This window comes from Nocardioides malaquae (assembly GCF_015070385.1).
GTDB classification, from domain to species: domain Bacteria; phylum Actinomycetota; class Actinomycetes; order Propionibacteriales; family Nocardioidaceae; genus Nocardioides; species Nocardioides malaquae.
The window spans coordinates 282,682-300,210 of the sequence record NZ_JADCSA010000002.1 but is presented as its reverse complement, the minus strand read 5'-3'; the positions used below and the strand labels follow the sequence as shown (position 1 = coordinate 300,210).

At 71.6% G+C, this 17,529-nt stretch carries 17 protein-coding genes; 6 read left to right on the top strand and 11 right to left on the bottom strand.

Going from position 1 to position 17,529, the window contains the following annotated elements; all coding sequences use genetic code 11:
* Positions 1–103: 103 nt before the first annotated feature.
* The gene (locus IEQ44_RS03415) at positions 104–2,551 is read left to right on the top strand and encodes a sensor histidine kinase (RefSeq protein ID WP_193637001.1); all 2,448 of its coding nucleotides are present in this window, start codon (positions 104–106) and stop codon (positions 2,549–2,551) included.
* Here IEQ44_RS03415 and leuA read toward each other — a convergent pair.
* On the bottom strand, positions 2,538–4,316 hold the full coding sequence (gene leuA, locus IEQ44_RS03410; RefSeq protein ID WP_193637000.1) for a 2-isopropylmalate synthase: 1,779 nt from the start codon (positions 4,314–4,316) through the stop codon (positions 2,538–2,540). The two genes, IEQ44_RS03415 and leuA, sit on opposite strands and share 14 nt — an antisense overlap.
* A 189-nt stretch (positions 4,317–4,505) precedes the next feature.
* Here leuA and IEQ44_RS03405 point away from each other — a divergent pair, with 189 nt between their 5' ends.
* Both IEQ44_RS03405 and IEQ44_RS03400 read left to right on the top strand, forming a co-directional pair.
* On the top strand, positions 4,506–5,030 hold the full coding sequence (locus IEQ44_RS03405; RefSeq protein WP_193636999.1) for a flavodoxin family protein: 525 nt from the start codon (positions 4,506–4,508) through the stop codon (positions 5,028–5,030).
* Positions 5,027–5,860, top strand: coding sequence for a septum formation family protein (locus IEQ44_RS03400; RefSeq protein ID WP_193636998.1), 834 nt, complete (start codon positions 5,027–5,029; stop codon positions 5,858–5,860). The genes IEQ44_RS03405 and IEQ44_RS03400 overlap by 4 nt, the downstream gene beginning before the upstream one ends.
* A gap of 57 nt (positions 5,861–5,917) precedes the next feature.
* Here the strand turns inward: IEQ44_RS03400 and era are convergent, their stop codons facing one another.
* The 7 genes from era to IEQ44_RS03365 all read right to left on the bottom strand — a co-directional run bounded on the left by era (position 5,918) and on the right by IEQ44_RS03365 (position 11,356).
* Positions 5,918–6,874 carry a GTPase Era gene (era, locus tag IEQ44_RS03395; RefSeq protein WP_227486794.1) on the bottom strand — a complete coding sequence of 319 codons (957 nt, stop codon included), beginning with the start codon at positions 6,872–6,874 and terminating at the stop codon, positions 5,918–5,920.
* Positions 6,871–7,644, bottom strand: coding sequence for a siderophore-interacting protein (locus tag IEQ44_RS03390; protein ID WP_193636997.1), 774 nt, complete (start codon positions 7,642–7,644; stop codon positions 6,871–6,873). The genes era and IEQ44_RS03390 overlap by 4 nt, the downstream gene beginning before the upstream one ends.
* Before the next feature lie 9 nt (positions 7,645–7,653).
* Positions 7,654–8,022 (bottom strand): cytidine deaminase-like protein, encoded by a 369-nt coding sequence (locus tag IEQ44_RS03385; RefSeq protein ID WP_193636996.1) that lies wholly within the window; start codon positions 8,020–8,022, stop codon positions 7,654–7,656.
* Entirely contained in the window at positions 7,988–9,388 is a 1,401-nt protein-coding gene (locus IEQ44_RS03380) for a hemolysin family protein (protein ID WP_193636995.1), read from the bottom strand. Before IEQ44_RS03380 ends, IEQ44_RS03385 begins: the two co-directional genes overlap by 35 nt.
* A gap of 13 nt (positions 9,389–9,401) precedes the next feature.
* On the bottom strand, positions 9,402–9,860 hold the full coding sequence (gene ybeY, locus IEQ44_RS03375) for an rRNA maturation RNase YbeY (protein ID WP_193636994.1): 459 nt from the start codon (positions 9,858–9,860) through the stop codon (positions 9,402–9,404).
* A complete protein-coding gene (locus IEQ44_RS03370) occupies positions 9,857–10,876 on the bottom strand; it encodes a PhoH family protein (protein ID WP_193636993.1) in 1,020 nt (339 codons plus the stop codon). Before IEQ44_RS03370 ends, ybeY begins: the two co-directional genes overlap by 4 nt.
* Before the next feature lie 108 nt (positions 10,877–10,984).
* Positions 10,985–11,356 (bottom strand): histidine triad nucleotide-binding protein, encoded by a 372-nt coding sequence (locus tag IEQ44_RS03365; protein ID WP_193636992.1) that lies wholly within the window; start codon positions 11,354–11,356, stop codon positions 10,985–10,987.
* A gap of 111 nt (positions 11,357–11,467) precedes the next feature.
* On the opposite strand from IEQ44_RS03365, the gene IEQ44_RS03360 reads away from it, so the two are divergent.
* Entirely contained in the window at positions 11,468–12,469 is a 1,002-nt protein-coding gene (locus IEQ44_RS03360) for a Gmad2 immunoglobulin-like domain-containing protein (protein ID WP_193636991.1), read from the top strand.
* Here IEQ44_RS03360 and IEQ44_RS03355 read toward each other — a convergent pair.
* The 3 genes from IEQ44_RS03355 to hrcA form a co-directional block, all read right to left on the bottom strand.
* Positions 12,456–13,220, bottom strand: coding sequence for a 16S rRNA (uracil(1498)-N(3))-methyltransferase (locus tag IEQ44_RS03355; RefSeq protein WP_193636990.1), 765 nt, complete (start codon positions 13,218–13,220; stop codon positions 12,456–12,458). The two genes, IEQ44_RS03360 and IEQ44_RS03355, sit on opposite strands and share 14 nt — an antisense overlap.
* Before the next feature lie 58 nt (positions 13,221–13,278).
* Positions 13,279–14,457: a molecular chaperone DnaJ gene (gene dnaJ / locus IEQ44_RS03350; protein ID WP_193636989.1), complete on the bottom strand. Its 1,179-nt coding sequence runs from the start codon at positions 14,455–14,457 to the stop codon at positions 13,279–13,281.
* A gap of 64 nt (positions 14,458–14,521) precedes the next feature.
* Complete coding sequence (gene hrcA / locus IEQ44_RS03345) at positions 14,522–15,553, bottom strand: heat-inducible transcriptional repressor HrcA (protein WP_193637063.1); 1,032 nt, start codon at positions 15,551–15,553, stop codon at positions 14,522–14,524.
* A 127-nt stretch (positions 15,554–15,680) separates the two neighbouring features.
* Here hrcA and IEQ44_RS03340 point away from each other — a divergent pair, with 127 nt between their 5' ends.
* Together IEQ44_RS03340 and IEQ44_RS03335 are read left to right on the top strand one after the other, a co-directional pair.
* Positions 15,681–16,544: an MBL fold metallo-hydrolase gene (locus IEQ44_RS03340; RefSeq protein ID WP_193636988.1), complete on the top strand. Its 864-nt coding sequence runs from the start codon at positions 15,681–15,683 to the stop codon at positions 16,542–16,544.
* An 83-nt stretch (positions 16,545–16,627) separates the two neighbouring features.
* Positions 16,628–17,482: a DUF3097 domain-containing protein gene (locus IEQ44_RS03335; protein WP_193636987.1), complete on the top strand. Its 855-nt coding sequence runs from the start codon at positions 16,628–16,630 to the stop codon at positions 17,480–17,482.
* Positions 17,483–17,529: the final 47 nt, after the last annotated feature.

The window sequence follows — 17,529 nt, the reverse complement described above, 5'->3', positions numbered from 1 at the left end:
TTGTGCCCCCGGCGCGGTACGCAGGCGGGAGCACCGACCTCTGATGACAAGAAAGTTTGTGCGCCGCGCCACTAACCCCGCTCCGGGCTGCCAGACTGCCACCGTGACCCGCACGCACTCGGGATGGACGCCGGCATGGGCCGCCACGATGGTGGCCCTGGCGCTCGGGAGTGCGCACCTCTCCCTCGCCACGGCGCCAGAGGGCAGCATCACCGCGACGCTCTGGCCCGCAGTGGGCTTCGGGATTGTCGCCTTGGCGCTTTCTCCGACGCGGTGGTGGCCGGCCCTCGTCGTGGCGCTCGGTGCCTGCACCGCCAGCGCTGCTGCCGTGCAGGCACCGGGCCCGGTCGCCTACATGGCCGTCTTCGTCGTGCTGAGCATGGGCGAGAGCCTCGCCGGAGCCGTCGTGCTGCGCCTACGTCGCGCGCCCGACGAGGTGCAGTTGCGCAGCCAGGAGGACGCCATCCGGGTGGTGGTCGCCTCCCTGACCGCCGCAACAGTGTCGGGCGCTGGCTCGGCCCTGTACGCCGCCGTCGAGGGGTCACGCGAGGCCAGGGAGATCTTCGTCGCGATCTTCCCCTCCCACCTCGCCTCCGCCCTCGTGGTCGCGCTGCTGGTCCTGAGCCTGCGCAGCCCGCGCCGACGCACCAGCCGGGTCGAGGTGGGCCTCCAGACGACGCTGCTGGCACTCGCGCTGTGGACGATCTTCGCCTCCGGCCAGCACCCGGCCCTCTCCCCCTTCCCCCTGATCCTCCTGATCTGGGCGGCCTACCGGTTCGGCCTGCGCACCCTGGCATGGCAGATGTTCGCCACCGCCGTCATCGTCGGGCTGATCGCCGCCACCGGCACCAGCCCGTTCCAGACCCTCGACGGTCAGGTGATGAGCACGCAGATGGTCGCCACGTTGGTGCAGACCTACCTGCTCTGCATGGTGCTGATCTGCCTGCCGGTCGCCGTCGGCGTGCACACCAGCGACCTGCTCCAGCGGCAGCTGCGGGCCTCGCAGCACCTCAGCGACATCACGCTGGCCACGACGGCGTGCCTCATCCTGGTCACCGACATCCGCGGCACCGTGCTGCGGGCCAACCCCGCGGTCGGGAAGGTGCTCGGCCACGACATCGACGCCGTGGTGGGCCACCCGGTCTGGGAGACCATCACCTCCGTGCCCGACCGAGCCGCCGTCCGGCAGCTGTTCGCCTCCGGGGACGGACGCGACATCCCGCGCCAGCTCGACGGCCGCGTCCACGACGTGTGGGGCCGCGAGCACCGCATGGTCTGGACCTCGGGCATCGTGCACGAGGACGGCACTCCGGCCCACGTCGTGCTGACCGGGCTCGACGTGACCGCCGAACGCACTGCAGCCGGCCTGATGGAGCACCTCCTCTCGGCTGCGCTCGACACCGCCATCATCGGCACCGATCCCCAGGGCACCATCACGCTCTTCAACACCGGGGCCCAGAGCATGCTCGGACGCCCCTCCAGCGAGGCCGTCGGCACCCCCTTCACCGACCTGCTCGACCCCGACGCACTGGAGCGGTGGACGCACGCCCAACAAGAGGCGACGCCCTTCCAGAGCCTCGTGGACCACGTGGTCGGGGAACCACCCCAGGACTGGGGATGGCGCACCTCCCCGGAGCCGGACGCCCCGCTGCGCCGGGTGTCGATGTCGTTGACCCGGGTGACCGATCACAGCAACGCCCTCATCGGCTACCTGTGCATCGGCACCGACATGACCGACATCCACGCCACCGCCGAGCTCCTGGTGAGTGCCCTGGAGAAGGAGCGCCAGGTGGTCGGCCACCTCAAGGACCTCGACACCGCCAAGGACCAGTTCGTCACCACCGTCAGCCACGAGCTGCGTACGCCCGTGGCGACGATCGTGGGCTACGGCGAGATGCTGGCCGAGGGCGACCTCGGTGAGCTCAGCGGCCCGCAGGCCAAGGCCCTCACCGCGATCGTGCGCAACGGCGAACGTCTCGTCGGCCTGATCGACAACCTGCTCGCCCTCGGCGGGCTCGCCGCCGACGGCCCCCAGTGGGACCGCGACCCCGTCGACCTGCGCGAGGTGGTGCGCGAGGTGCAGGTGGACACGGCGGCGTTGCTGGAGAACCGTGTGCTGAACGTCTCCTTCGACGTCCCCTCGACCGCGGTGCCGGTCATGGGCGAGCGCGCCACCCTGGTCCTGGCGCTGAACAACGTGGTCGCCAACGCCGTGAAGTTCACCGAGGACGGTGGCCAGGTGCGGTGCCTCCTGGACGTGGTCGACGGACAGGCGCGCATCCTGGTCGACGACACCGGACTGGGGATCCCCCTCGACGAGCAGCAGTACCTCTTCCAGCGCTTCTGGCGCAGCTCGACCTCACAGCAGCGTGAGATCCAGGGTACGGGTCTGGGGCTGTCGACGGTGCAGACCATCGTGCGTGCCCACGGCGGGTCGGTCGAGATCGAGTCGGCCGACCGCCGGGGCACGACGGTGACGGTGCTGCTCCCGGTCCACGAGTCGTCGCGCAGCGCGCCGACGGGCGACCGGCAGCGCGTCAGGCGCGATTGACCGCGCTGACCACGGCCTTCAGCGAGGCGGTGACGATGTTGGCGTCCAGCCCCACGCCCCACACGACCTGGTCGCCGACCGCGCACTCCACGTAGGCGGCGGCGATCGCGTCGCCGCCGGACGACAGAGCGTGCTCGTGGTAGTCGAGCACCCGGACGTCACCGCGGTCGGCGTAGACGGGGTTGTTCGCCGCCTGCTCCTCGGCAACCATCTCGTTCAGGGCGTTGGTGAAGGCGTTGATCGGGCCGTTGCCCTCCCCCTGCAGCGTGCGGACCTCGCCGTCGACGTAGACGTTGACGGTCAGCTGGTCCTTCTCGCCGGCGGCGGAGGAGGTGTGCACGGAGTTGAGGCGCAGCGGCTCGGTGCGGTCCAGGTACTCGGCGGAGAAGACCTCCCAGATCTTCGCCGGGGTGATCTCGCCGCCCTCGGTGTCGGTGTGGTCCTGCACGACGCGACTGAACTCGATCTGGGCCCGACGCGGCAGGTCCAGGTTGTGCTCGGCCTTCAGGATGTAGGCGACACCGCCCTTGCCCGACTGGCTGTTGACCCGGATCACGGCTTCGTAGGTGCGCCCCACGTCCTTGGGGTCGATGGGCAGGTAGGGCGCCTCCCACTCGATCTCGCGCACCGAGATGCCACGCTCGGCGGCGCGACGCTCCAGGTCCTCCAGGCCCTTCTTGATGGCGTCCTGGTGTGACCCGGAGAACGCCGTGTAGACCAGGTCGCCGGCGTAGGGGTGACGCGGGTGGACGGGCAGACCGGTGCAGTACTCCACGGTGCGGCGGATCTCGTCGATGCCACCGTCGACCGCGAAGTCGATCTGCGGGTCGACGCCCTGGCTGAACAGGTTCATGCCCAGCGTCACCAGGTCGACGTTGCCGGTGCGCTCGCCGTGACCGAACAGGCAGCCCTCGACGCGGTCGGCGCCAGCCATCAGGCCCAGCTCGGTCGCCGCGACCGCCGTGCCGCGGTCGTTGTGCGGGTGCAGGCTGATCGCCGAGTGCTCGCGACGCGTCAGCCCCCGGCTGAAGTACTCGATCTGGTCGGCGTAGGTGTTCGGCGAGGACATCTCGACGGTCGCCGGCAGGTTCAGGATGATCTCCCGACCGGCCTCGGGCTGCCAGACGTCGGAGACCGCCTCGCAGATCGCCACCGCGAAGTCGGTGTCGGACTGGGTGAAGATCTCCGGGCTGTACTGGTAGCCGAAGTCCTGGCTGCCCACGATCGGCGCCAGGTGCTTGTCGGCGTACTTCATCACCATCTCGGTGCCCCGCACCGCGATGTCGATGCACTCGTCCGGCGTGACGCCGAAGACCACGCGCTTGAACAGAGGCGCGGTCGCGTTGTACATGTGGATCGTGGCGCGGGGAGCCCCGGCCAGCGACTCGGCGGTGCGCTCGATCAGGTCCTCACGCGCCTGGGTCAGCACCGAGATCTGCACGTCGTCGGGGATGCGGTCCTCGACGATCAGCTGGCGCACGAAGTCGAAGTCGGTCTGGCTGGCGCTGGGGAAACCGACCTCGATCTCCTTGTAGCCCATCTTCACCAGCAGTTCGAACATCATCAGCTTGCGGGCCGGCGTCATCGGGTCGATCAGCGCCTGGTTGCCGTCACGCAGGTCGGTCGAGAGCCAGCGGGGTGCCCGCGTGATGCGCTGCGAGGGCCAGGTGCGGTCCGGCACGGTCACGGGCTCGAACGGCCGGTAGCGACCGAACGGCATCGGGCTGGGCTTCTGCTGGTTGCTGTGGTTGCTCAGGTTGGTCATGGTGTCCCTCGTCTCGGGTCGAACGGGCGACCGGCGCGCACACTGCACTCCGCAACGAGGGGGCCGGCTGTCTCAGGCCTCGTTGCGGCAGCGAAGAAGGAGGGTTCGCTTCATGACGCGACCCACCATACTCCTCCACCACCACGAGCGACGAAACCTGGCTGAAGCACGGTCTCGTAGGCTCAGGGCATGGCTCCTGGCTCCTCCCGGCTCCTGGTGGTGCACCACTCGCCCACCCGGGTCTCACGCGCCCTGACCGAGGCCGTGCTCGGCGGCACGCGCGACCCCGAGCTGGCCGAGCTCGGCACCGACGTCGAGGTGGTCGTACGCGGCGCGCTCGAAGCGACGGCCGACGACGTGCAGGCGGCCGACGGACTGCTGCTGGGCACCACTGCGAACTTCGGCTACATGAGCGGCGCCCTCAAGCACTTCTTCGACAGCACCTTCCTGGCGCTGGGCGGGGCACTCTCCGACGACGGCCAGGGCTCGGGTGAGCCCGCAGCCCCGGGCCAGAAGCTGCCGTTCGGCCTCTGGGTGCACGGCCGCTACGACACCACGGGTGCCACGCGGTCGGTGCTGTCGATCACCCAGGCCCTTCCATGGAGGCAGGCGGTTGCCCCACTGGAGGTCCTGGGCGACCTCGACGAGGCGGTCACCGCGGCCGCTCACGACCTCGGCGCCACGCTCGCCGCGCTCACGACGGAGGGCCGGTGACGCCTCGCGCGCTGGTCGCGCTCTGCTGCGCGCTGCTCCTGCTGATGACTGCGTGCACGGGCGATGACGGCGACACCGGCGAGGCAGGCTCTGACGCCGCCCCGACGGCGTCCCCGGACAGCACCGCGCCACCGAAGCCGCCGCGACGGCCCCGCGTGGGTGACTGCCACGACCTCTCGTGGGAGGAGGCCCTCTCCCCGGTCACGCCGACCGAGACCCGGGTCGCCTGCAAGCGCCGGCACACCGGCGTGACGTTCCGGGTGGGCCGGGTGCCGCGCAACCGCGCCGGCAAGCAGCTGCCGGTCGACTCGGTCCGGGTGCAGCGGCAGGTCGCGCGAGCCTGCCCCGATGCCCTTCCGGGCTTCCTCGGCGCCAGCCAGGACGAGGTGCGCCGCAGCGTGCTGCGTGCCGTCTGGTTCACCCCGAGCCTGGCCGAGGCTCAGTCGGGCGCGAAGTGGTTCCGCTGCGACGTCGTGGCGACCGGGCGGGTCAGCCGGCTCGCCCAACTACCCGCCCGGATGCGCGGGGCACTGGCCGACGACGCCCTGCGGGAGCGCTTCGCGTTGTGCGCGACCGGGGAGCCCGGGGCGTCCTTCACCCGCGTCCCGTGCAGCGTCGCTCACACGTGGCGCGCCGTGACGACCGTCGACGTCGAGGGGGACGCCTACCCGGGCCGCCGGGCCGTCGAGGACGCGATGGCCAGCGCCTGCGGTGACGCGGCGACCGAGGCGGCGAGCAACCCGCTGGACGTCCGCTGGTCGCAGGAGGCCCCCACCCGCCGTCAGTGGCGGGCCGGCCAGCGCTTCGGCTACTGCTGGGTCCCGGCCTGACGCACCAACCGAAATGGTCGTCGAATCACCCTCCCAGCGACCATTTCGGTTGGTGCGTCAGAACCCGAGCTTGCGGAGCTGTCGGGGGTCGCGCTGCCAGTCCTTGGCGATCTTGACGTGGAGGTCCAGGTAGACGGGGGTGCCGAGGAGGGCCTCGATCTGCTGGCGGGCAGCCTTGCCCACCTCTCGCAGCCGGGCTCCCTTGTGACCGATCACGATGCCCTTCTGGGAGTCGCGCTCCACGTAGAGGCTCGCGTAGATGTCGAGCAGGGGCCGGTCCTCGTCGCGTCCCTCACGCAGCCCCATCTCCTCGACCACCACGGCGATCGAGTGCGGCAGCTCGTCGCGGACGCCTTCGAGGGCGGCCTCGCGGATGAGCTCCGCGGCGAGGATCTCCTCGGGGGCGTCGGTGAGGTCGCCGTCGGGGTAGAGCGGCGGCCCCTCGGGCAGCAGACCCACCAGGAGGTCGGCGAGGAGGTCGATCTGGTCGCCGGAGACCGACGAGACCGGGATGATCTCGGCCCACTCGGTGCCGGTGGCGCGGCCCAGCTCCTGGATCGCGAGCAGGTGCTCGGCCAGCTGGTCGGGGGTGACGAGGTCGGTCTTCGTCGCGATGGCGACCTTGATGGTGCGGCGCACCTTGGTGAGCTCGTTGACGATGAAGGTGTCGCCCGGTCCGGGCTTCTCGTTGGCCGGGAAGCAGACGGCGACCACGTCGACCTCGGACCACGTCGTCATCACCAGGTCGTTGAGTCGCTCCCCCAGCAGGGTGCGGGGCCGGTGCAGGCCGGGGGTGTCCACGAGGATCAGCTGGGCGTCGGGCCGGTGCACGATGCCGCGCACGACCGTGCGGGTCGTCTGGGGCTTGTTGGAGGTGATGACCACCTTCTGGCCGACGAGGGCGTTGGTCAGCGTCGACTTGCCCGCGTTGGGCCTGCCCACGAAGGAGACGAAGCCGCTGCGGTGGCCCTCGGGCACCCCAGCGACGCCCATGGTGGCCGGTGCGTCGTTCATGCCTGCTCCCTCGCGGAGTCGTAGTCGTCCCAGATCTGGGCGTCGGTGCGGCCCGCGGCCTTGCCGGCCCGGTGGATCGGGCCCGGGTCGACCGCGCGGGGCTGGCGTCCGGCCGTGCTGCGCCAGTAGCCCATCACGTCGTAGTGGTCGCTGGGCAGGCGCCGTTCGCGCATCAGGTGCTTGCGGATCGCCCGCATCTGCGCGGACTCACCGGCCATCCAGAAGTACCCCTCACCCTCGGGCCAGTCGATCTGCTCGACGGTCGCCGCCAGGGCGGAGCCCTCGTGCTCGGGCACCGGGAGCCAGGTGACCTCGGCCCCGGGCGGCAGGTAGTCGCCCATGTCGTCGGGGACCTCCGCCCAGATCCGGGTCGGCACGTCGACGGTCTCGCGGATGCGCGCCATCGCGGGCAACGCGGTCAGGTCGCCCACCAGCAGGAGCCAGCCGGCCCCGTCGGGCAGGGAGAACGACCCCTTCGGCTCGGTCACCGTGACGACGTCACCGACGCACTCGCCCCGCGCCCACTCGGTGACCAGGCCGGTGTCGTGCACCACGACGTCGAGCACCATCTCGACGCCGTCCCAGCTGCGCACCGTGTAGTAGCGCGACTGGAACTGGCCCGGCACCACGAGACCGACCCACTCGTCGGGCACGCCGGTGCTGCGGAAGGCGGCGAGCCCCTCGCCACCCAGCACCAACCTCACCAGGTGTCGGCTGAGCTGCTCACGCCGCAGGACGGTCGCGGGGTACTGCTGGGCTCGGGTGCTCACCCGGCAAGGCTAGTACGCGGCCCCGGCGACGCGACTGTCGAGCACCCGGCCCCGCGGGTCCCCCAGGTGGACGAGCACCTCGTCGCCACCGAACTCGCGCAGCACCGCGAGCGCGTCGGCATCCAGGCGGGTCTCCTCGCCCAGGCGTACGACGGCCTCGAGACCCGTCGAGCCGCCCGCGATGGCCATGGCCACGCAGGCCTGCACCGCGCCCAGCCGCAGGGCGGAGAGCTCGACCGACGCGGCGGCGTAGGTCCGTCCGTCGGTGTCACGGACCGCGGCACCCTCGGCTGCCCCCACCCGGGCGCGGGTGGCCCGGGCCAGGGTGACCAGCTTGGCGTCCTCAGGCGTCAAGGGGGTCTGGGCCGTCTCGGTCATCGGTCTCCTCCAGGTGGTGCTCGGGGCGCGGTTCGCTGCGCGGTTCGGGGCGCGGTTCTGTGTGGTCTTCGCGGTCGGCCTCGGCGCCGACGCCCGGAACGGACCCGGCCGCGACGGGGCTCACCAGGACGGTGGCCACCTGGTTGCGCCGACCTCGTGGGTCCTCGGCCACGAAGCGGAGTCCGTGCACCTCCACCACCGCACCCGGCAAGGGCACCCGGCCGAGGTGCTTGGCCAGCAGCCCGCCGACCGTGTCGACCTCGTCGTCGATCACCCGCACCCCGAACAGGTCGACCAGGTCGTCGACGGCGTAGCGGACCGACACCCGGGTCGCGGACCCGACGACCTCGACCTCGGGGGTCTCGTCGTCGTACTCATCGGTGATCTCCCCGACGATCTCCTCCAGCACGTCCTCGATGGTGACCAGCCCGGCGGTCCCACCGTACTCGTCGACCACGACGGCGATGTGCTGGCGGCGGGCCTGCATCTGGGCCAGCAGGACGTCGGCGGCGAGGGTGTCGGGCACGAAGTGGGCCTCGCGCATCACCTCCTCGACCCGCATGGTGGTCTCCACCTCTGGGTCGTCGAAGTCCCGGCGCACGACGTCCTTCAGGTAGACCATGCCCACGACGTCGTCGAGGTCGTCGCCGATGACCGGGATCCGGGAGTAGCCCGAGCGCAGGAAGAGGCTGGTGACCTGGCGCAGGTTCTTGTGGCGCTCGATCCACACGACGTCGGGGCGCGGCACCATGACCTCGCGGCAGACGGTGTCACCCAGCTCGAAGACCGAGTGGATCATCTTGCGCTCGCCCTCCTCGATGACGTCGGAGGCGGTCGCCAGGTCCACCAGCTCGCGCAGCTCGGTCTCCGTGGCGAAGGGGCCCCGACGGAAGCCTCGCCCGGGGGTGAGGGCGTTGCCGAGCAGGATCAGCAGCTGCGGGAGCGGCCCCAGCACCCGCGTGAGCGCCCGCACCGGGCCGGCCGCGGCGGTGGCGATCGCAGCGTCGTGCTGGCGTCCGAGCGTGCGTGGCGCCACCCCGACCACGACGAAGGCGACCAACGTCATGACCCCGACACTCGTCGCCGCCGTGGGCCACCAGGCGCCGTCGAAGTGGTCGTGCCACCACAGGGCGACCCCGACGACGGCCGCGACCTCCGCGGCCATCCGCAGCAGCAGCACCGTGTTGAGGTGGCGGGCGGGCTCGTCGAGGATCCGCACCAACGAGGAGGCCCCGGCACGGCGCGACTCACGGAGCTCCTCGGCCCGGGCGCGGGAGAACTGCGAGAGAGCGGTGTCGACCGCGACGAGCACGCTGGCCACGGCGACCAGCAGCACGACGGCTGCGAGCAGACCCGGCCCGCTCACCTGCGTACGCCCCTCAGACGGCGCGAGGAGCGCGCCAACGGGCGAGGAGCTCGTCCTGCAGGCCGAACATCTCCTTGTGCTCCTCCGGCTCCGCGTGGTCGTAGCCGAGCAGGTGGAGGATGCCGTGCACCGTCAACAGCTCGATCTCCGCGAGCGTGCCGTGCCCGGCCGTCTCCCCCTGCCGCTCGGCCACCGTCGGGCAGAGGACGAGGTCACCGAGGACTCCCTCCTCGGGCTCCTCGTTGACCTTGCCGGGGCGCAGCTCGTCCATCGGGAAGGCCAGTACGTCGGTCGGCCCGTCCTTCTCCATCCACTGCTCGTTGAGCTCGGCGATCGTCTCCTCGTCGACGGCCTTGATGCAGAGCTCGGCCTGCGGGTGCACGCGCATGGCGTCCATGACGAAGCGACTCAGCGTCGCCAGGTGCTGCACGTCAAGGTCGTGGCCGGACTCGTCGAGGACCTCGATGCTCATGCCTGTCGCTCCTGGGTCTGGGCGGTGCGCCGCAACGCGGCGGTCTCGGTGCGGGAGTCGAACTCGTCGTAGGCGGCCACGATCTTGCCGACGAGGCGGTGGCGCACGACGTCACCGCTGGTGAGCCGGTTGAAGACGACGTCCTCGACGCCGGTCAGGATCTGCTCGACGACCTTCAGGCCCGACTTCACCCCACCCGGCAGGTCGACCTGGGTGACGTCACCGGTGACCACGATCTTCGACCCGAAGCCCAACCGGGTGAGGAACATCTTCATCTGCTCGGGCGAGGTGTTCTGCGCCTCGTCGAGGATGATGAAGGCGTCGTTGAGCGTGCGCCCGCGCATGTAGGCCAGCGGGGCGACCTCGATCGTGCCGGCGGCCAGCAGCTTGGGGATCGTCTCGGGGTCGATCATGTCGTGCAGCGCGTCGTAGAGCGGGCGCAGGTAGGGGTCGATCTTCTCGCTGAGGGTGCCCGGGAGGAAGCCCAGCCGCTCCCCCGCCTCGACCGCCGGGCGGGTCAGGATGATGCGGCTGACCTGCTTGTTCTGCAGGGCCTGCACCGCCTTGGCCATCGCCAGGTAGGTCTTGCCGGTGCCGGCCGGGCCGATGCCGAACGTGATCGTGTGCTGGTCGATGGAGTCGACGTAGCGCTTCTGGTTGAGCGTCTTCGGGCGGATCGTGCGACCCCGGTTGGAGAGGATGTTGTGGCTCAGCACCTCGGCGGGACTCTCCGGGGCCGCCGTCCTGACCATGCCGATGATCCGCTCGACGGTCTCGCGGCTCACGCCCTGACCGGTGCGGATGATGGTGACCAGCTCGTCGAGCACCTTCTCGGCCAGCGCGACCTCGGACGCCTCGCCGTGGAACGTGATGCGGTTGCCCCGCACGTGCACGTCGGCCTCGAAGGCGTCCTCCACCAGGCCGAGGAACTCGTCGCCCGGGCCGAGCACGTTGACCATGGTGACGCTGGGCGGGACGATCACCGTGTGCTTGGTGACGAGCGGGGACTCAGACATGGATGCTTTCGGTCTGCGGTGCAGGGACCCCGCCATCGTACGCGAGCACCGGGCCGCCACGCTCGGCTGCAGCGGGGCGCATGAGAGGGCGCCTCGTGGCCACGCGACTCATCCGGGCGGCCAGGAGAGCGGCCGCCCACCGAGCAGGTGCAGGTGGGTGTGGAAGACGGTCTGTCCGGCGCCGGCGCCGGTGTTGAAGACCAGGCGGTAGTCCCCACCGAGACCCTCCGCGTCGGCGACGGCTGCGGCGGTCGAGACCAGGTCGGCGACCGTGCGGGGCTCGCCGGCCGCGACCTCCGCCGCGTTGGCGAAGTGGGACTGCGGCACCACCAGGACGTGCGTCGGCGCCTGGGGGTTGACGTCCCGGAAGGCCAGCGTCGTCGCGGTCCGGTGCACGACCGTCGCCGGCACCTCGCCGCTCACGATCTTGCAGAACAAGCAGTCGGCGACCGCGGCCGCCGTGTCGGAGGAGGAGCTCATGGCCCCACCTTAGGGAACCGGACCGACGACGTCGCGGTGCGGCGTAGGTCACGATGGCGGGCTGCGCCGAATTCGTCCGCGCCCCGCACTCGGTTGACTACCGTGGTCCCCATGATCTCCAAGCCTTCCCTGCATCGCCGCCGGCGTGCGCTCATCTCCGCCTGTGCCGTGGCCGCCCTGACCCTGACCGGGTGCGGCAGCGAGGGGACGCCCGACTCGGCGGAGACCAACGAGTCGACGCCCGACGCCACTCCCACGCAGACCGACGAGGCCCAGGAGTCGCAGGAGCCGGCACCGATCACCGTTGCCGTCCCCCTCTACTACGCAGGCGAGGCGGCGGGCGAGCTCCGCCTCTTCCGCGAGTTCCAGCAGGTCGAGGGCGTGGCGCTCACCGAGGCCGCCAAGCTGGTCGACGGCGGCACGCCGCTCGACCCCGACTACCGGACGCTGTGGCCCGGCGACACCGTCACCGACGTCAAGTCCACCGACCGCGCCATCACGGTCACCCTCAACGGTGACGCGTTCACCGAGCGCCCCGACGGCATGAGCGAGCACGAGGCCTGGCTGGCCATCCAGCAGATGGTGCACACCCTGCAGGGCGTCGAGCAGGCCGAGACGCCGGTGCAGTTCGTGCGTCGCGCCCCTGGCGCCGAGACCCCGGAGTCCCAGGACCCCGACACGTCCCAGGACCCCACCACGAGCGAGACCCCAGACCCGACCGGGGAGACCGAGGCCTACCCCAGCACCCTCTTCGGCATCGACGTGTCGGCTCCGGTGAAGCGCGCCAAGTGGGAGAACGCCCTGGCCCTGGTGAACATCAGCGTGCCCTCGCAGGACGGCACCGTCTCCGGTGACGTCCTCGACGCCGAGGGGCTGGCCAGCTCGTTCGAGGCGACCGTGCCGTGGCAGGTCCTGAAGGACGAGGAGGTCGTGCTCGAGGGCTTCGCGACCGCCGAGGGCTGGGTCGACAAGCTGCACCCCTGGCACACCAGCATCGACGTCAGCGAGCTCGAGCCGGGTGACTACACGTTCGTCGCGATGACCGACGACCCCACGGGTGGGGCCGAGGGCCCCGGCCCCACGAGCGACTCGAAGGAGTTCACGCTCCAGTGACGTGAGGCGGACGCCCCCAGCGGGGCGTCCGCGCCAGCAGCGCACCGACCGCGACGACGCCGGCCGTCGACGTACGCAGCACCTCGGCGCCCAGGCGTACCGCACGGGCCCCCGCCTCCGCGAAGGCCTCCAGCTCCTCGGGCGTGATCCCACCCTCGGGGCCCACGACGAGCAGCAGCTCGTCGGCCCCGGCCACGTCGACCTCGGCCAACGCCAGGTTGGCCTCCTCGTGCAGCACCAGCGCCACGGGGGCGGAGCGGATCCGCGCCACGACGTCAGCCGTGCTGGCCAACGCGGTCACCTCGGGGTGCCAGGCGCGGCGCGCCTGCTTGGCGGCCTCCCGCGCGGTGGCCGACCACTTCGTGCGCGACTTCACCGCCCGCTCGCCCCGCCACACCGCGACGGACCGGGTGGCCGCCCACGGCACCACGACGTCGACGCCGACCTCGGTGAGCACCTCCACGGCCAGCTCGCCGCGCTCGCCCTTGGGCAGGGCCTGGACGACGGTGACCGAGGGGCGCGGACGCTCAGTGGTGGCGCTCTCCTCCACGTCGACGGTGAAGACCCTCTTGCCGGTCGAGGCGATCGGTCCGGTGACCGACCTGCCGGCGCCGTCGGTCAGCACGACGCGCTCCCCCACCTCCAGACGCCGCACGGCGACGGCGTGGTGCGCCTCGTCGCCACGCACCTCCACGCGTGTGCCGGGCGTCGCGTCGGAGAGGTCGTCGACCAGGTGGACCGGCAGTGTCATGGGGTCTCCTCGGGGAACGGGGCAGGGTGGCGCGACCTCGGGTGACGGTCGCTCCGACTCAGCCCTGGAAGGCGTCGCGCAGGCGTCCGAAGACGGAGCGCGAGCTCGAACGGACCGTGCCCTCCGGGGCCTCCTCGCCCCGCAGGCTGGCGAGCTCGCGCAGCAGCTCCTCCTGGCGGGCGTCCAGCTTGGAGGGCGTCTCCACCACGACGGTGGCGATGAGGTCGCCCCGTCCGCCGCGCAAGCCGGGCACTCCGCGGCCACGGATGACCTGCTCGGTGCCCGACTGGGTGCCGGGACGGATCTCCAGCTCGAAGGTGCGCTCGGGCTCCTCGGCGCCCTCCGTCGCCTCGGGCAGGTCAGCCTCCAGCAGGGGCAGGTCGAGCGTGGTGCCGAGCGCGGCGGCCGTCATCGGCACCGAGACGGTGCAGTGCAGGTCGTTGCCGTGGCGGACGAAGGTGGCGTGCTGCGCCACCCGGATCTCGACGTAGAGGTCGCCGGCCGGACCGCCTCCGGGCCCCACCTCACCCTGCTCGGCCAGCTGCACCCGGGTGCCGTCGTCGACGCCCGCGGGGATCTTCACGTTGAGGGTGCGCCGCGAGCGGACCCGTCCGTCGCCCGAGCACTCCCGGCACGGGTCGGGGATGAGCGAGCCGTAGCCCCGGCAGGCGGCGCAGGGGCGCAGCGTACGGATCTCCCCGAGGAACGAGCGCTGCACCTGGGCGACCTCGCCGGCACCGTGGCACGTGCCGCAGGTGACGGGCTCGGTGCCCGGGGCAGCGCCGGCCCCGTGGCACTGGCCGCAGGTGACGGCGGTGTCGACCTTGATCTCCTTGGTGACGCCGAAGGCCGCCTCGGCCAGCTCGACCTCGAGCGCGATCAGGGCGTCCTGGCCCCGGCGCGTACGCGGCCTCGGACCGCGTCCCCCGCCCTGGCCGCCGGGCGCCGCGCCGCCGAAGAAGGCGTCCATGATGTCGGTGAAGGAGAATCCTGCGCCTTGGCCGAAGCCCGCGCCGGCCCCGCCGAAGGGGTCGCCGCCACGGTCGTAGTGGGCCCGCTTCTGCGGGTCGGAGAGCACCTCGTAGGCCGTGGAGACCTGCTTGAACTGCTCCTGCGCCTCCGGGTCGGGGTTGACGTCGGGGTGCAGCTGGCGGGCGAGCTTGCGGTAGGCCTTCTTGATCTGGTCGCCGTCGGCGTCGCGGGAGACCCCGAGAAGGTCATAGAGGTCCTGGCTCAACGTGGTTCCTCGTGCAGTCGTGGGGATGGGAGCGGAGATGGAACGGGGAGGCGACGGGGGGTGCTCATGCGTCGTCGAGGATGCGGGAGACGTAGCGCGCCACCGCCCGCACGGTCGCCATGGTGCCGGGGTAGTCCATGCGGGTCGGACCCACCACGCCCAGGCTGGCGAGGGCGTCGTTGCCGGGCCCGTAGCCGGAGGCCACGACGCTGGTGGCCGAGAACTTGCTGAAGGGTCCCTCGGTGCCGATGCGGACGGTGAGCTCACCGTCGGCGCTCGCCTCACCGAGGAGCTTGAGCAGCACCACGTGCTCCTCCATGGCCTCCAGCAGCGGACGTACGGAGGTCTCGAAGTGGTCGCCGTGACGAGCCAGGTAGGAGGTGCCGGAGACGGCGACCCGTTCGTCACGGCGGTGGTCCGACATCGCCTCGACCAGGGCGTCGACGACCGCCGACGTCAGGTCGCGGTCGGCACCGGGCACGCCCTCGGAGAGGTGGCCGAGCGCGAGGCACGCCTCGGCGATGCGCTGCCCGGCGCTGACCCGGTTGATCCTGGCGCGCAGCTCCGCCAGGCGGGTGTCGTCGAGCACCTCGTCGGGGCCCAGGTCGACCACGCGCTGCTCGACGCGGCCGCTGGAGAGGATCAGCACCAGCAGCAACCGGCTGGGGGCCAGCGCGACGCACTCGACGTGGCGCACGGTGCTGCGCGACAACGTGGGGTACTGCACCACGGCCACCTGCTGGGTGAGCTGGGCGAGGGTGCGCACCGACCGCTGCACGACGTCGTCGAGGTCGACCGCTCCGTCGAGGAACGACGAGATGGCGCGCTTCTCGGCCGAGGACATGGGCTTGAGGGTGGCGAGTCGGTCGACGAACACGCGGTACCCCTTGTCGGTGGGCACGCGCCCGGCGCTGGTGTGGGGCTGGTGGATCAACCCGTCCTCCTCCAGCGCCGCCATGTCGTTGCGCACGGTCGCCGGGGACACCCCGAGACCATGGCGCTCCACCAAGGACTTGGATCCGACGGGCTCCTCGGTCGCGACGTAGTCCTCGACGATGGCGCGGAGCACGGCCAGCCTGCGGTCCTGCTGCGTCATCGCGTCCTCCTGCCTGGTCTTCGCACGGTCGTCGAACCCGGAGACGTCTGGCACTCCGGTCAGTCGAGTGCCAAGCCTACTAGTGCGACCCCATCCGGCCCACCTCACCACGGCTAGGCTCCCCGACATGCGCTCCCCCTTCCTCGAGGTCGCCGACCGCGTCTGGGTCTCCCGCCGGCCGTGGCTCGACACGACCGTGGGACTGGTCGCAGGCAGCGCGGGAGTGATGTTGGTCGACACCCACGGCTCCGCGGAGGCCGGCCGTGCCGTGGTGGCCGACGTCGAGGCGCTGGGACTGGGGCCGGTCACCGCCGTCGTGACCACTCACTGGCACTTCGACCACACGTTCGGGCTCGAGGCCGTGGTGGAGGCCTGGGACGGGCCGACCGTCTGGGCCCACGAGACCGCGGCGGAGGAGTTCGCCCGGCACGCCGAATCCTGCCGCGACGAACGCGCGCGAGCCGGACACCCCGAGAGCAGCGACCACCACGAGGCGGTCGGCGCGACCCGGCTGGTGGCCCCCGACGCGACGTTCTCGTCGGTGCGGGTGCTCGACCTCGGAGACCGCCTGCTCGAGCTGGTCCACCCCGGGCGCGGGCACACCGGTGGCGACCTGGTGGTCAACGTGCCCGATGCGGCCGTGACCTTCGTCGGCGACCTGGTGGAGGAGGCCGGCCCGCCCTCCTACGGACCCGACTCCTACCCGCTGGAGTGGCCCACGAGCCTCGACGTCGTCATCGGCCTGCTGCGACCCGACAGCCTGGTGGTGCCCGGCCACGGCGCGACGGTGGACCGGGAGTTCGTGCAGGACCAGCGCGCCGCGATCGGGATCGTGGCCGAGACCATTCGCGACCTCGCCGGCCGGGGCGTACGCGCGCCCGACGCGCTGGCCGCCGGCACCTGGCCGTTTCCTGCCGAAGGCCTGCGGGAGGCGGTCGACCGGGCGTACGCGCAGCTCCCCCGCCACCAGCGGTCGCTGCCCCTGGCCTGAGGCTCGCCCAACCGCCGGGGTGAGATCACGGCACGCCGTCGCGCCTCCGGCCGGCTGTCGGCGCCTCGTCCTAGCGTGGTCGCGTGCCTTCCCCGACTGATCGCTACGGTTCCGACGTCCTCTCCGGCGACTGGCGCGCACCTGCGCGCGGCCGGGCCACCGAGCTCGCCGTCGAGATCGGCATGGTGGTGGAGGAGGTCACCACCGAGTGGTGCGGTGAGGTCGTCGGCATCGACCGCGACCTGCGGACCGTGACCCTGGAGGACCGCCGGTTCAAGCGCCGCACCTTCCCGATGGGCCCGGGCTACCTGGTCGAGGGCCGGCCGGTGATCCTCACGCCCCCGGTGCAGCGGGCAGCGCCGCAGAAGGCGACGCGCACGGCCTCGGGGTCGGTCGCCGTGCACGGCGCGAAGGCGCGGGTCGCCCGCCAGAGCCGCATCTTCGTCGAGGGCCGCCACGACGCCGAGCTGGTCGAGAAGGTGTGGGGTGACGACCTGCGCATCGAGGGCGTGGTGGTGGAGTTCCTCGGCGGCGTCGACGACCTCGCCGACCACCTCAAGGACTTCCGCCCGGGGCCGCAACGGCGCGTCGGAGTGCTGGTCGACCACCTGGTGCCGGGCTCGAAGGAGAGTCGCATCGCGCAGGCAATCATGCGATCCGAGGTCGGCCAGCACGTGCTGATCGTCGGTCACCCCTTCATCGACGTCTGGCAGGCGGTCAAGCCCCAGCGACTGGGGTTCGACCGGTGGCCCGACGTGCCGCGCCACATCGACTGGAAGAAGGGCACCTGCCAGCAGCTCGGCTGGCCTCACCGCGACCAGGCAGACATCGCTCGGGCGTGGAAGCACATCCTCGGCGGCGTGCGTGGCTTCCAGGACCTGGACCCGGCGCTTCTCGGTAGGGTGGAGGAGCTCATCGACTTCGTCACCGTCGACTGACGCCCCGTCAGCGCCTGTCAGCGCCCACCCGGCTCCGAGGAGGAGAC

Coding starts and splice junctions, on each gene's coding strand:
- leuA (WP_193637000.1), bottom strand. CDS start 4,316: ATGACCAACCTGAGCAACCACAGCAACCAGCAGAAGCCCAGCCCGATG.
- IEQ44_RS03405 (WP_193636999.1), top strand. CDS start 4,506: ATGGCTCCTGGCTCCTCCCGGCTCCTGGTGGTGCACCACTCGCCCACC.
- era (WP_227486794.1), bottom strand. CDS start 6,874: ATGAACGACGCACCGGCCACCATGGGCGTCGCTGGGGTGCCCGAGGGC.
- IEQ44_RS03385 (WP_193636996.1), bottom strand. CDS start 8,022: ATGACCGAGACGGCCCAGACCCCCTTGACGCCTGAGGACGCCAAGCTG.
- ybeY (WP_193636994.1), bottom strand. CDS start 9,860: ATGAGCATCGAGGTCCTCGACGAGTCCGGCCACGACCTTGACGTGCAG.
- IEQ44_RS03370 (WP_193636993.1), bottom strand. CDS start 10,876: ATGTCTGAGTCCCCGCTCGTCACCAAGCACACGGTGATCGTCCCGCCC.
- IEQ44_RS03365 (WP_193636992.1), bottom strand. CDS start 11,356: ATGAGCTCCTCCTCCGACACGGCGGCCGCGGTCGCCGACTGCTTGTTC.
- IEQ44_RS03360 (WP_193636991.1), top strand. CDS start 11,468: ATGATCTCCAAGCCTTCCCTGCATCGCCGCCGGCGTGCGCTCATCTCC.
- IEQ44_RS03355 (WP_193636990.1), bottom strand. CDS start 13,220: ATGACACTGCCGGTCCACCTGGTCGACGACCTCTCCGACGCGACGCCC.
- hrcA (WP_193637063.1), bottom strand. CDS start 15,553: ATGACGCAGCAGGACCGCAGGCTGGCCGTGCTCCGCGCCATCGTCGAG.
- IEQ44_RS03340 (WP_193636988.1), top strand. CDS start 15,681: ATGCGCTCCCCCTTCCTCGAGGTCGCCGACCGCGTCTGGGTCTCCCGC.